The organism is Mycobacterium sp. NPDC050441 (assembly GCF_040655355.1).
Classification (GTDB): domain Bacteria; phylum Actinomycetota; class Actinomycetes; order Mycobacteriales; family Mycobacteriaceae; genus Mycobacterium.
The window spans coordinates 463,434-476,308 of the sequence record NZ_JBFAJS010000003.1; the positions used below are offsets into that span (position 1 = coordinate 463,434).

The following is a 12,875-nucleotide window of genomic DNA, read 5'->3' on the forward strand; positions in this document are numbered from 1 at the left end:
GCTAAGCTCCCGTCCCCCAGTTGTCGAGGTAGCCGGGGAGTTCATCGAGACGCCACGGGCCGTCAACTTCGATCGTCTCCTCGATCGTCCAGCCTTGCAGCCGTGAGATCGCACCGCCCTGGACCGCGAGCACATGACCGGTCAGCGGGCATTTCTCACTCGCCAGGTACGCCATGACCGGGGCGATGTTGGCTGGGCTGAAGGCATCGAACTCTCCCTCGGGGACCTCTTCGGCGAAGATCGCACCCATGCCCGGAGTGGCCAGCGTCAGCCGAGTGCGTGCCACCGGTGCGATGGCGTTGACTCGCACGCCGTAGCGCCCGAGTTCCTCGGCCGCCACCATGGTCAGGGCCGCGATGCCGGCCTTGGCCGCACCGTAGTTGGCCTGCCCGGCGAGCACCGAGAATGTCCCGGATGCCGAGGCGGTGTTGATCACCGCGGCATCCGGCTGATCACCCGCCTTGGATTGGGCTTTCCAGTACACGGCCGCATGGTGCAGCGTGTTGAAATGCCCCTTGAGGTGGACGGCGATGACGGCGTCGAACTGGCTTTCGTCCAGCCCGGCGATGAAGCCGTCCCGCAGGATACCGGCGTTGTTCACCAGGATGTCCAGGCCGCCGAACTCTGAGACTGCCTGATCAACAAGTTCTTTCGCACCGGTCCAGGCTGCGACGCTGCTGGTGTTGGCGACCGCGTTGCCGCCCCCGGCCCGGATCTCGTCCACGACAGCCTGCGCCGGTCCACTGTCGGCCCCGCGGCCGTCGTTGGCTCCGCCTGCATCGTTGACGACAACGTTGGCGCCTTCGGCCGCAAGCAGGAGAGCGTGCTCGCGGCCGATCCCGCGCCCGGCGCCGGTGACGATCGCCACTCGGTTATCGAAGCGCCCCATATCAACTCACCAGCCCGGCGAGCTTGTCCAGCGATGCCTCGAGTTCTTTCCTGGAGGCACGTTCGATTGCCCCGCCGATCGCGCCGACCATCATCTGGCTGATGAACTCCGCGTCGATGGTTACCAGGGAGGCTTCGCCTCTGGGTTCAACTGTCGTCGTCAGGCTGACCTTGGCGCCGGCCATGCCGGTCCCCGACACCGAGAACGAGTTGGGCGGGTCGTACTGGTCGACGGTTTGGGTGATGGTGTTCGCCATCCCCATGATGGTGAGTACCGCCGTCATCTGCGCACCTGCGGCCAGCTGGGCGGGCGGTTCGTCCTTCCACTGAGTGTGCAGGGTGTTCCATTCCGCGTTGCGGCGCGGGTCAGCGAGGACCGCCCACACCTTCTCCGGCGGTGCGACGATCTCTCTCGATGCGGTGGTTCGTGCCATGGTTGTTCTCCTTGTCTTGTGCGGGTGAGGGATTCAGCGGTCAGCGGGCCGATATGCGGTGACAACCGCCGAGCCGCCGAGTCCGATGTTGTGTTGCAGCGCCACCTTCGCGCCGTCCACTTGACGTTTTCCGGCAGCGCCGCGTAGTTGCCAGGTCAGTTCGGTGCACTGCGCCAACCCGGTGGCGCCGAGCGGATGCCCCTTGGAGATGAGGCCGCCGGACGGGTTGACCACCCATCTGCCGCCATAGGTGGTGTCCTGTGCATCGACGAGTTTGTGCCCGCTACCGATATCGCACAGCCCCAGCGCCTCATATGTGAGCAACTCGTTCGCCGCGAAGCAGTCGTGTAGTTCGATGACATCGATATCGTCCGGTCCGAGCTGCGCCTGCTCGTAAACGCGCTGCGCCGCAGCGCGACTCATGTCCGCTCCGACCAAGGTGGCGAAGCTGCCGGACTCAAAAGTGCCGGCGACGTCGGTGACCAGCGCCTGCCCCACGATCTCGACCGCGCGATGGGCAAGGCCGTGATCATCGACGAATCGTTCGCTCGCCAGGACCACCGCGGCCGACCCGTCGGAAGTCGGTGAGCACATCGGCCTGGTCATGCGGGCCGCGGGGTACACCATCTTGTCGTCGTTGATCTGCTCGGCGGTATACGGCTCCTGGAACTGCGCATACGGGTTGTTGGCCGAGTGCCGGTGATTCTTCACCGCGATCTGCACGAAGTGGTCTGGGGTTGATCCGTACTTCTCGTTGTGCTCCAGGCCGGCCGCCCCGAACATCCACGGGGCCGGCGGGAAGTAGATCTCGCGCAGTTCGGCCATCGCCATCAGATGGCGCTGCATCGGCTGCTCGCGGTCTTCGTATCCGTTGGTGCCCAGCGATCCAGGCTGCATTTTCTCGAATCCCAGCGCCAGGGTGCAGTCGACGATGCCGCCGCGAATCGCCTGTGCGGCAAGAAACAACGCACTGGATCCGGTCGAACAGTTGCTGTTGACGTTGAAAACGGGGATGGCGGTCAGGCCGAGCTCGTAGACGGCGCGATGACCGGACGTCGATTCGCCGTAACAGTATCCGGCATAGGCCTGTTCGACGCGATCGTAGGAGATACCGGCGTCAGCGAGAGCCTTGTTCCCCGATTCATCGGCCATAGCGGGATAGTCCCAACCGGCACGGCGGCCGGGCTTTTCGAACTTCGTCATACCCACTCCGATGACGAACACCCTATTGCTCACGCGAACTCTGCCCTTCCGTCGGTAATCACGTACTTGCCGGGCTTTTCGTCGCCCGCGGTCTGGAATGAGTAGTGCCCGCCCTGGCGCCACACCGACGTGGTGATCGTTTCCTTCGGTAGCGCGGGCTTGGACAGCCGCACCGCGAGTCGCTTGAGCCGGGTCGGATCGTCAGGGCTGACGGTGGTCAGCAAGGCATGTGAGATGAAGGCGATGGTGCACAGGCCGTGGATGATGATGCCGGGAAGGCCCATCGCCCTGGCGAACTCGTCGTCGAGGTGAATGGGCATCGGATCACCCGCGGGCTCGGCGTAGCGGAATGTCTGATCGTCGTCGAACCGTTGCTTCACGGTGTGGTCCGGCCGGCGGGCACGCAGTTCTTCGGGGAATCCGTGCTCAGGACTCAAATCGCCGACCGTGCCGTCGAAACTGCCGCCCCGGAAGAAGCCGACGAAATACTGTTCGTTGACCAGATCGCCGCGGTCACTGCGAGTCTCGGCCAGAGTTGTCACGACAACACCCGACTGCTTGCCGGTGATGCCGACCGGCTTGGCGCGAACGGTGAGCAGCTCGCCGGGCTCGATCGGGCGGTGGAGACGAAAGTCGTGCTCTCCGTGCAGGAGCCGCATCATCAACTCATCCGGCACCACGGCAAGCGTCGCGTCGGCCATCATCGCCGTGACCGGGACGACTGCGAACACCGGCGGTGCGTAGGTCCCGTCCAAGTGGGCGGCAATCGGATCGTTGGTGGCCTTCGCGTACGCGATGGTGCGCTCGGCCTCGACTTTGAATTCCTGTTCTTCGCCCCAGCGGCCGAGACGGTCGAGGGTGAACCCTTCAGGTGCTGACATGCGATCGACGTTATGGACCGCCGGGATCGTTTCCGATGACCGAACCACTCGGATCAATTGACCGAAACGCGCACGGGCTATGGTTCGGTACGTGACCGGAGCACCGGCAACCGACGTATCGCCCACCGTGCCGATCGGCCGCATCCAAGCGTTCGTGCGGTTCGCGCTGGCCAACGGCTGGGATGTCGCGGCCGTCATGCAGCGAGCCGGAATCTCGCCGATGCTGTTGGCCGAGGGCCGCTCCCGGGTCACCACTGACCAAGCGGCGATCTTCGTGCGTGAGCTGTGGCGAGTCACCGATGACGAACTCCTCGGCTTCGGCACCACACCGGTCCCCCGCGGCACGTTCCGGCTGGTCTGTCACGCGCTGCTCAGCACGTCCGGCGACCTACGCGACGGGCTACAGCGATTCGTGGAATTCAACGCCGCGTTGCCGGGCACCCCTCCTGTCGGCGTCACATTCGGTACCGAGGACTGCACCTTTTCGATCGACCTACATGCTGTCGACAGTCCGCTCGACGTTCTGGTGGACTCGCTGCTGGCGATCGTGCATCGATTCCTCGGGTGGGCGATCAACGCCACAGTGCCGTTGCGACGGGTCGAAGTGCCCTACCCGCAGCCTGCCGACATCGACGACTACGATGTGATATTCGGCGCCCCGGTGCGGTTTTCCGCGCCGACGGCCGCCTTGGTGATCGACAACAGGGTCCTCAGCGCACCGATCGTCCGTACCCAGGACGAAGTCGAGGCATTCGTTCGCAACGCCCCCGCCGACTTCCTGGTCCAACGCGACTACGCGACCTCACTGGCCGACCGGGTCCGGCGGATGCTTCAGCGTGGCCCCAGCGGTTCCTGGCCGACCACCGACGACATCGCCCGGGCAGTGGCGCTGAGCCCGCAGAGCGTGCGCCGCAAACTCCGCGAGGAGGGCACCTCAATCCGTGAACTGCGCGAGTCGGTGCTGCGTGACTCGGCGATCGCCAGCCTCGCCCGCGGCGACGAGACCATCGCCGAACTCTCCGCACGGTTGGGCTTTTCCGAACCGAGCGCATTCACCCGGGCGTTCCGCCGCTGGACCGGCAGCGCCCCTCGGTCATATCAGCCTCGATAGACGCGCGTTTCGGTCAAGCCATCTGATCGCAGCGGTCATGGCTGCGCTGATCGGTCAGCCATAGCGTCCCTGGCATGGCACAACACCGCTCTCAGTGGATGGACAAGGACCTCGACGCGCTGGCCGATCTGGCCAGGCGCTTTTTCGACGCGGAATGCGTTCCGCACGAGGCCCGCTGGGCCGACCAGCAACACGTCGACCGTGATGTCTGGGGCCGGGCCGGCGAACTCGGCCTCCTCTGCCTGAGCATTCCCGAGGCATACGGCGGCGGTGGCGGCACGTTCGCGCATGACGCGGTGGTCTCAATCGAACAGGTACGCGCTCTGGCCCCCAGCTTCGGCGGCATGCTGCACAGCGGGATCATCGCCCACTACATCAACAGCTACGGCACCGAGGCCCAGAAACAGCAGTGGCTGCCCAAGATGGCCACCGGCGAGCTCATCACTGCCATCGCGATGACCGAGCCCGGTACCGGATCAGACTTGCAGTCGATCAAGACCAAAGCGGTCAAGGACGGCGACAGCTACCTGATCAGCGGCGCCAAGACCTTCATCTCCAACGGACTGCTCGCCGATCTGGTGATTGTCGCCGCGAAGACCGATACCGAAAGCCGCGCCGTCGACAGTGTCTCGCTCATCGCCGTCGAGACCGACCGGGCCGGATTTCGTCGCGGCCGCAACCTGCACAAGATCGGCCAGCACGGACAGGACACCTGTGAACTGTTCTTCGACGATGTCCGGGTTCCGCAGACCAACCTCATCGGCGACACCGAGGGCCTCGGTTTCTTCCAGCTGATGCAACAACTTCCGCAGGAGCGGCTGCTTCTGGCCATCGCCGCCGCGGTGTCGATCGAGAAAGCCGTCGACCTCGCTGTCGCCTACACCAAAGAGCGCGAGGCGTTCGGGAGGCCGGTGTTCAACTTCCAGAACAGTCAGTTCGAGCTTGCCGAATGTGACACGCTCAAATCCGTCGCGTGGGCGTTCCTCGATGACTGCATCGTCAAACACCTCGGCGGCGAGCTCGACATCCCCACTGCCGCAAAGGCGAAGTGGTGGCTCACCGAACAACAGTGCCAGGTCATCGACCGATGCCTGCAGCTTTTCGGCGGCTACGGCTACATGGCCGAATACCCCATCGCGCGCATGTATGCCGACGCCCGCATCCAGAAGGTGTACGGCGGCACCAACGAAATCATGAAAACCATCATCGCGAAGGCGCTGTGATGGCGGGGCCGCTCACTGGACTCAGAGTCGTCGAGATTGCCGGGCTTGCCCCGGCACCGTTCGGTTGCATGATTCTCGCCGACCTCGGAGCCGAGGTCCTGCGTGTCGATCGCGCCACCGCCTCGGATGGACTGACGCCACCAGCCGGGCCGCTCGACCGCGGCAAGTACAGTCTGGCCCTTGATCTGAAGACGCCCGGCGACCGTGACAAGCTCTACGCGATCGCGGACAAAGCCGACGTCTTTGTCGAAGGATTCCGCCCGGGGGTCGCGGAGCGCCTCGGAATCGGCCCCGCCGACATCGGGGGCCGAAACCCGAGGGTGGTGTACGCGCGCATGACCGGCTGGGGACAACACGGTCCGCTCGCCCAGACCGCCGGCCATGACATCAACTACATCGCGTTGTCCGGCGTTCTCGACCTGATCGGACGCGCCGACGAACGCCCGACCCCACCCGGCAACATCATCGGCGACTTCGCCGGTGGCGGAATGCTTCTGGCCCTCGGCGTGATCGCCGCACTGTACGAACGCGCACAATCCGGCACCGGACAGGTCATCGACGCCGCAATGGTCGACGGTTCAGCGCTGTACACCGCGTTCATGCACGGCCTGCATGCCACCGGACTCTGGAATCAACCACGGGGCCGCAACATGCTCGATGGCGGTGCACCGTTCTACGACACCTATGAATGCGCCGACGGTCGCCACGTTGCTGTCGGATGCGTCGAGTACCCGTTCTACCTGCAAATGCTCGCCCACCTCGGTATCGACGACCCGGACCTGCCGTTCCAGCTCGACACCACCGGATGGGTGGAGCTCAGGCAGCGCGTCGGCGCGAAGTTCAAGGAACGCAGCCGCGACGAGTGGGCCGAACACTTCGCCGACACCGACGCATGCGTCACACCGGTCCTCTCACCGTGGGAGGCCCACGAACACCCGCACAACGATGCGCGGGATGCCTACCTCGACATCGACGGCATCCGGCAACCTGCACCAGCACCGCGGTTCAGTCGCACCGCCACAGCTGTGCCGCAACCACTGTCAACGGAACCGGCCGATGTCGATCGGCTCCTCGAGCGGTGGACCGTCACGTCTGCGAGTTCCCGATCTGTCGAACATCCCGGATCGGGCCAAGCCGATCGTGGCCGCAGCCCTGAAGCCACACCGAAAATCAGTTGAAGCCCGGCCGCCCCCTGCCTAACGTGGCAGCCATGTCAGTGACCTACATCCGCTTGCGCATCACATAGCGGCGGATCTTCACTTACCCGGAAAAATCCGCCGCAGCAGCTATGTCCCTGCGACTGCGGAGCGTCCGTGTCAACTCATCACGGCCGACATGAGTACGGCCAGAATTTCCTGTGCGATCGTCGCGTCATCGCCGATATCGTCACAATCGTCTCGCGCACAACAGGTCCCATCGTCGAGATCGGCGCCGGCGATGGTGCGCTCACCCTGCCACTGCAACGGCTCGGGCGGCCGCTGACCGCCATCGAGATCGATCGCAGACGGGCCCGGCGACTGGCGGAGCGAACGTCGGCGGAGGTGATCAGCGCCGACTTCCTCCGATATCGACTGCCACGGGTGCCGCACGTCATCGTCGGCAACCTGCCGTTCCACCTGACCACCGCGATCCTGCGACGTCTGCTGCACGGCCCGGGATGGACCGACGCCGTACTGGTGATGCAGTGGGAGGTGGCCCGACGTCGGGCTGCCGTCGGCGGCGCCACCATGATGACGGCACAGTGGTGGCCCTGGTTCGAATTCGATTTGGCTCGAAAGGTTTCCGCGGACGCCTTCCGGCCACGGCCCGGCGTGGACGGCGGGCTGCTGACCATCCAGCGCCGCGGCGAACCTCTGATCCCCTGGGCCGACCGGCGCCGGTATCAGGCACTGGTGCATCGGGTGTTCACCGGCCGTGGCCACGGTTTGGCCCAGATCCTGCGCCCGCACGTGGACCGACGCTGGTTGTCCGCCAACGGAGTTCGCCTGTCGGCACTGCCGCGGGAGCTGACCGCCCAACAGTGGGTGGCGTTGTTCGATGCCGCCGGCTAGCTGGTGCCCAGCGGATCGATGGTCCAGGCAATGTAGAGCACGATGGCACTCACCGTCGCGGTCGTCGTGAAGTCGATGGTCCGCGAACGCACCACCAGGAGTCCGGCCCGGTCATCGGTCAGGGCCAGCCGCAACGCTGCCGCCGCGCCCACCCCGATCCCGATGAACAGCGCGCCGCGGCGCCAGTAGCCCGCCACCACCAAGACGAACGCCGCGATGAAGATCAGCCCGACCACCAGGATCGGCCACTGCCCGGCGAACACCTTGCGGACGAACTCGTTCACTGTCACGCCAGTTTCGACTCTTCGAGCTCGACGACGTTGGTCAGCAGGAATGCCCGCGTCAGCGGTCCCACCCCGCCCGGGTTGGGTGACACGTGCCCGGCCACGTCCCAGACATCGGGCGCAACGTCACCGGTGAGCTTGCCGTCTACCCGGGTCACACCGACGTCGACGACGGCCGCGCCGGGCTTGACCATGTCGGCGGTCACCATGTGCGGCACACCGACCGCGGCGATGATGATGTCGGCCTGACGGGTGAGCGCGGGCAGATCCCTGGTGCCGGTGTGGCACAGCGTGACGGTGGCGTTCTCCGAGCGACGGGTGAGCAGCAGGCCCATCGGGCGGCCGACGGTGACCCCACGTCCGATCACCACCACGTGCGCCCCGGCGATCGGCACGTCGAACCGGCGCAGCAAGTGCACGATGCCACGCGGCGTGCACGGCAGCGGCGCTTCCTTACCGAGCACCAGCCGGCCCAGGTTGGTCGGGTGCAGACCGTCGGCGTCCTTGGCCGGGTCGATGCGTTCCAGCGCGGCGTTCTCGTCGAGCTGCTTGGGCAGCGGAAGCTGCACGATGTAACCCGTGCAGTCCGGGTTGGCGTTGAGCTCGTCGATGGTCTCGTCGAGAGTGGCCTGACTGATGTCGGCGGGCAGGTCCCGGCGGATCGAGTTGATCCCGACCTTGGCGCAGTCGGCATGCTTGCCGCGCACGTAGGCCTGCGAGCCGGGGTCGTCGCCGACCAACACGGTCCCGAGCCCGGGCGTCCGGCCCGCTTCGGTCAACTTCGCGACGCGCTGCTTGAGATCGACGAAGATCTCGTCGCGCGTGGCCTTACCGTCCAACACAATGGAACCCACGGGTGCCATTGTGTCAGCCCCGTGGCAGGCTCAGCATATGAACACCCAGCCCAATGTGTTCACTGATGTTTTCAGTGAGGCCAAACTCGGTCCGGTGACGCTGCGCAACCGCATCATCAAGGCCGCCACGTTCGAAGCGTCCACCCCCAATGCGCTGGTCACCGAGGATTTGATCAATTATCACCGGCTACCGGCGGCGGGCGGTGTCGGCATGACCACCGTCGCCTACTGCGCGGTGGCACCCGGTGGCCGCACCGACGGCTGGCAGATCTGGATGCGGCCCGAGGCCGTGCCCGGGCTGACCAAACTCACCGAGACCATCCACGCCGAGGGCGCCGCCATCAGTGCCCAGATCGGCCATGCCGGGCCGGTGGCCAACTCGCGTACCAACAGGGCCACGGCGCTGGCACCGGTGAGGTTCTTCAACCCGCTGTCGATGCGGTTCGCCAAGAAGGCCTCGATCGACGACATCCGCGACGTCACCGAGGCGCACGCCAATGCCGCACGGCTGGCTATCGACTCCGGATTCGACGCGGTCGAGGTTCACCTCGGCCACAACTATCTGGCCAGCTCGTTCCTGTCGCCGCTGATCAACCGGCGCACCGACGAGTTCGGTGGATCGCTGGAGAACCGGGCGAAGGTGGCCCGCGGGGTGGTGCGCGCGGTACGCGACGCCGTCGACAAGCACGGCGGCAAGAAGGTCGCCGTCATCGCCAAGCTCAACATGAGCGACGGCGTCCGCGGCGGCATCCCGATCGACGAGTCGCTGCAGACCGCGAAGTGGCTCGAGGAGGACGGCGGCCTGGACGCCATCGAACTCACCGCGGGCAGCTCGCTGGTCAACCCCATGTACCTGTTCCGCGGCGGCGCCCCGGTCAAGGAGTTCGCGGCGAACTTCAAACCCCCGATCAGCTGGGGCATCCGGCTGAGCGGCAACAAGTTCTTCCGCGAATACCCGTACCACGAGGCGTATCTGATGCGCGACGCCGAGAAATTCCGCGCCGAGCTCTCCATGCCGATCATCCTGCTCGGCGGTATCACCAATCGCGAGACCATGGACCGGGCGATGGCGGCGGGCTTCGAGTTCGTCGCGATGGGCCGGGCGCTGCTCGCCGAGCCGGACCTGCTCAACCGCATCAAGGCCGAGAGCGAAACCGGTTCCGTGAAATCGCTGTGCACACACTGCAACATGTGCATGCCGACCATCTACAGCCACACCCATTGCGTGGTGACGGGGGCTCCGGACACACTCGTGAAGTGAGCACCGATTTCACCAGCGACACGATGGTGACCTACCGCTACGTGCGGGTCGGCCTGGTCGCGCTGGTGGTGTTCCTGTTGACCTCGCTGGCGTTGACGTGGGCGCACAGTTGCACGCAGGGGTCGATCAGCGCGTTCTTCTACACCCGCACCCACGCGGTGTTCCTGGCCTCCCTGTGCGCGATCGGCATCTGCCTGATCGCCTACAAGGGCAGCCGGGTGGGCGAAGACGCGCTGCTGAACTACTCGGGGTTCATGGCCTTCATCGTGGCGCTGGTGCCGACGGGTCCCGACGACCTGTGCCGGCCATGGCTTCCCACGGTCACCGACCCGTTCGGCGGCGTCGCCAACAACGTCGCCGCATTGTTCGTGGCCGTCGCCGTCGGCACCGGGATGTATCTGGCGCTGAACCGCTGGCGCCGGCCGCAACAGGCACCCGTGGCGTCCGAACCATCCTGCGCCGACGCCGCCACCCTCTGGAAGACCGTCGCCACCGCGCTGCTTCGGGTCGAAAAATGGCTTCCGGCAGCACTGTTGGCCATCGCGATCGCCGGCGCCCCGCTGATGCTGTGGGACTGGTTCGCCGAGCACGCACACGTGATCGCCGCGGTGGCGATGTTCCTGGCCATCACGCTCGTGGCGGTCTACCACGCGTGCTACGCCAGGGCTGCCGTCCGCCAGCACCTGGCCCGGTTCTACGCGACCATCGCCGCGCTCATGCTCGTCACCATCGTCGTCGGCATCGTGTTGCTGATCCTCGGATGGCACTTCGGCGTGATCACCGTCGAACTCATCCTCATCGTGCTGTTCGCGGTGTTCTGGGCCGTGCAGACCTGGGACGTCTGGGACGCCCAGGACCGCTACCCCGAAGAGGCGGTCCCGGCCTTGGCCAACACGCCGACTCAGCCGGTGTAGCCGTCGATCTGCAGCGTCTGCCCGTCGCGTCGCAACACCAACACCGCACCCGGCACCGGGACAAGGCCTTCCACCGATTCGGCAGGCACCGCCGCGGTCTGAGCACACGTCTTCGCGTCGAAGGTGCGCAGCGATCCCGCGGTACCCCGCGCGCCGCGGTCGGCAAGGACCAGGGCGTCAGGGAACGCGACGTAGGCAGGTTGGTCGACTCGTCGGCTCGGTACGTTCGTCCGAACCGGCTCGACACCGTCGGGAAGCTGGCACCGTTGATGCCCGTCAGGCCCGAACAAAGTCAGCCGGGTAGTCCGGTCAGTCAGATACCACACCACGAAATCGTCACCGGGACCGTACGATTCGGCGAGGCGGCCGTCAGACGGCAACGCGGTGACAGTGCGGTGAACGATATCGGCATACATTGCGCCGTCGGGCGAACCGGAGCCCTGCAGAAACACGAAGACCCCGACACCGTTCGCCGGCCTGGCCCCGAGTTTGAGGTAACGCTGCTCTATCGGCACCGACGGGTCGATCTTTTTCTCCGACAGAACTGTATCCCAACCGATTTCCCCGGTTTCGGGATCGAGCACACTCAACCAGACCTTGCCGTCCGCACATTGAACCGTGGACACCACGCCGGAGGCTGTCACCAAGGGTTCGACAATGCCGCAACCGGGATGTGGTGCGGGCACACTCCACAACACGCGGCCCGTCCGGCCGTCATACCGGGTCCAGATGTGCTCGTCGTTCCAACCTACGAGGAACGGACCGGTCGCGACACGAAAACGCCCGCGTGCCGCCTCTTGCACGCCCGGATCGCCGCTGGTCCAAAGTTGCTTCCCGGTGATGGCATCGAGGCCGACCAGCCCACCGTCGATGAACGCCAACACCGTGGCGCCATCGTCGACCACCCGCATCCCGGTGACGAGCACACCTGCCGGCCCGGTACGCGCGTAGTGCCAGCGCTCCTTGCCGTCGGACCCGTAAGCCGTGACGCGTCCGTCCCGATACACCGCGAAACCGGCCCCGGCAGAATCGATGTCGTACGCCGGTACACCTTTGTCGATGAACGCATCGGGCACCGGCACCGTGAACGTGCGCTGCCCCAGCGCGGCGGGCACCGCCGCGACATCGGTAGCGGCAGCCGTCGTCGCCTCGACGTGGCGTCCGTCGTCACCGGCCCGCAACGCACCCACGGTCACCGCCGCGGCAACCACCACTGCGATCGCTGCACCGACAGCCAGCAACTTCACCGCACCGCGTTCCAACCGCGGGAAGGCCCGCGCGGCGAGGAACGTCGCCGCCGCGCCGGCCAGGCACAACCACCACGCCGCCGCACCGAGAGGCAACGCCGCGGTGACGGGGGCGCTGTCCATCACCCTGCGGTAGAACGCCGGGATGCCCTGGCTGACGTACGCGATGAACAGCACCGCCGCCACGCCTGCCGCGCCGGCCGGAGTGGCCGCCAGGTCACGGCCCGTGCGTCCGCGCCAGACGCTGTAGGCCATCGCCCCGATCAGCACCACCGCGATCACCGCCACGGCCAGCGCCATCCAGTTCGGCAGGGCGCTGCCCCACCGGTGCAAGCCGACCACATACCAGGCACTTTCACCTGCACTGCGCGGCGCAACCAGTCGCGCCCAGGCACCCAACACCGCGGCCCACACCAACCACACCGCCGCCGCCCCGGCCAGCACCGTGCCCACCTGTCGCAGCACGCCGAGCACCCGGCCGGCCACCTTCTGCGCTCCTTCAGAACCCATGGGTGTCATCGTCA

13 protein-coding genes are annotated in these 12,875 nt (G+C 66.1%); 6 read left to right on the forward strand and 7 right to left on the reverse strand.

The genetic code is table 11. From position 1 onward, the window contains the following. Position 1 precedes the first annotated feature (1 nt). The 4 genes from AB0I14_RS11335 to AB0I14_RS11350 are packed head-to-tail and all read right to left on the reverse strand — an operon-like array spanning position 2 to position 3,406. Positions 2-889 carry an SDR family oxidoreductase gene (locus AB0I14_RS11335; protein WP_358020384.1) on the reverse strand — a complete coding sequence of 296 codons (888 nt, stop codon included), beginning with the start codon at positions 887-889 and terminating at the stop codon, positions 2-4. Position 890: 1 nt separating this feature from the next. After that, positions 891-1,322 carry an SRPBCC family protein gene (locus AB0I14_RS11340; RefSeq protein ID WP_358020387.1) on the reverse strand — a complete coding sequence of 144 codons (432 nt, stop codon included), beginning with the start codon at positions 1,320-1,322 and terminating at the stop codon, positions 891-893. Between the two features lie 33 nt (positions 1,323-1,355). After that, the gene (locus tag AB0I14_RS11345; RefSeq protein WP_358020390.1) at positions 1,356-2,558 is read right to left on the reverse strand and encodes a lipid-transfer protein; all 1,203 of its coding nucleotides are present in this window, start codon (positions 2,556-2,558) and stop codon (positions 1,356-1,358) included. Further along, a complete protein-coding gene (locus AB0I14_RS11350; RefSeq protein WP_358020393.1) occupies positions 2,555-3,406 on the reverse strand; it encodes a MaoC/PaaZ C-terminal domain-containing protein in 852 nt (283 codons plus the stop codon). The genes AB0I14_RS11345 and AB0I14_RS11350 overlap by 4 nt, the downstream gene beginning before the upstream one ends. A gap of 91 nt (positions 3,407-3,497) precedes the next feature. On the opposite strand from AB0I14_RS11350, the gene AB0I14_RS11355 reads away from it, so the two are divergent. The 4 genes from AB0I14_RS11355 (at position 3,498) to erm (ending at position 7,791) form a co-directional block, all read left to right on the forward strand. Next, the gene (locus AB0I14_RS11355; RefSeq protein WP_358020396.1) at positions 3,498-4,517 is read left to right on the forward strand and encodes an AraC family transcriptional regulator; all 1,020 of its coding nucleotides are present in this window, start codon (positions 3,498-3,500) and stop codon (positions 4,515-4,517) included. A 74-nt stretch (positions 4,518-4,591) separates the two neighbouring features. Further along, entirely contained in the window at positions 4,592-5,740 is a 1,149-nt protein-coding gene (locus AB0I14_RS11360) for an acyl-CoA dehydrogenase family protein (RefSeq protein ID WP_358020399.1), read from the forward strand. Next, on the forward strand, positions 5,737-6,918 hold the full coding sequence (locus tag AB0I14_RS11365; RefSeq protein ID WP_358020402.1) for a CaiB/BaiF CoA-transferase family protein: 1,182 nt from the start codon (positions 5,737-5,739) through the stop codon (positions 6,916-6,918). Before AB0I14_RS11360 ends, AB0I14_RS11365 begins: the two co-directional genes overlap by 4 nt. A 135-nt stretch (positions 6,919-7,053) precedes the next feature. Further along, on the forward strand, positions 7,054-7,791 hold the full coding sequence (erm, locus tag AB0I14_RS11370; protein ID WP_358020404.1) for a 23S ribosomal RNA methyltransferase Erm: 738 nt from the start codon (positions 7,054-7,056) through the stop codon (positions 7,789-7,791). Here the strand turns inward: erm and AB0I14_RS11375 are convergent. Beyond that, positions 7,788-8,081 (reverse strand): DUF3017 domain-containing protein, encoded by a 294-nt coding sequence (locus AB0I14_RS11375; protein WP_358020407.1) that lies wholly within the window; start codon positions 8,079-8,081, stop codon positions 7,788-7,790. The two genes, erm and AB0I14_RS11375, sit on opposite strands and share 4 nt — an antisense overlap. Beyond that, complete coding sequence (locus AB0I14_RS11380; protein ID WP_358020410.1) at positions 8,078-8,929, reverse strand: bifunctional methylenetetrahydrofolate dehydrogenase/methenyltetrahydrofolate cyclohydrolase; 852 nt, start codon at positions 8,927-8,929, stop codon at positions 8,078-8,080. Before AB0I14_RS11380 ends, AB0I14_RS11375 begins: the two co-directional genes overlap by 4 nt. A 37-nt stretch (positions 8,930-8,966) precedes the next feature. On the opposite strand from AB0I14_RS11380, the gene AB0I14_RS11385 reads away from it, so the two are divergent. Next, complete coding sequence (locus AB0I14_RS11385) at positions 8,967-10,190, forward strand: NADH:flavin oxidoreductase (protein ID WP_358020413.1); 1,224 nt, start codon at positions 8,967-8,969, stop codon at positions 10,188-10,190. 23 nt (positions 10,191-10,213) lie between these two features. After that, entirely contained in the window at positions 10,214-11,104 is an 891-nt protein-coding gene (locus AB0I14_RS11390; RefSeq protein ID WP_358021247.1) for a diphosphate--fructose-6-phosphate 1-phosphotransferase, read from the forward strand. Here AB0I14_RS11390 and AB0I14_RS11395 read toward each other — a convergent pair. Further along, a complete protein-coding gene (locus AB0I14_RS11395; protein ID WP_358020416.1) occupies positions 11,092-12,861 on the reverse strand; it encodes a PQQ-binding-like beta-propeller repeat protein in 1,770 nt (589 codons plus the stop codon). The two genes, AB0I14_RS11390 and AB0I14_RS11395, sit on opposite strands and share 13 nt — an antisense overlap. Positions 12,862-12,875 lie beyond the last annotated feature (14 nt).

What these genes read in the sequence shown, in the direction of transcription:
- AB0I14_RS11350 (WP_358020393.1), bottom strand. Translation starts at nt 3,406, where the DNA reads ATGTCAGCACCTGAAGGGTTCACCCTCGACCGTCTCGGCCGCTGGGGC.
- AB0I14_RS11385 (WP_358020413.1), top strand. Translation starts at nt 8,967, where the DNA reads ATGAACACCCAGCCCAATGTGTTCACTGATGTTTTCAGTGAGGCCAAA.
- AB0I14_RS11340 (WP_358020387.1), bottom strand. Translation starts at nt 1,322, where the DNA reads ATGGCACGAACCACCGCATCGAGAGAGATCGTCGCACCGCCGGAGAAG.
- AB0I14_RS11390 (WP_358021247.1), top strand. Translation starts at nt 10,214, where the DNA reads ATGGTGACCTACCGCTACGTGCGGGTCGGCCTGGTCGCGCTGGTGGTG.
- AB0I14_RS11335 (WP_358020384.1), bottom strand. Translation starts at nt 889, where the DNA reads ATGGGGCGCTTCGATAACCGAGTGGCGATCGTCACCGGCGCCGGGCGC.
- AB0I14_RS11395 (WP_358020416.1), bottom strand. Translation starts at nt 12,861, where the DNA reads ATGGGTTCTGAAGGAGCGCAGAAGGTGGCCGGCCGGGTGCTCGGCGTG.
- AB0I14_RS11360 (WP_358020399.1), top strand. Translation starts at nt 4,592, where the DNA reads ATGGCACAACACCGCTCTCAGTGGATGGACAAGGACCTCGACGCGCTG.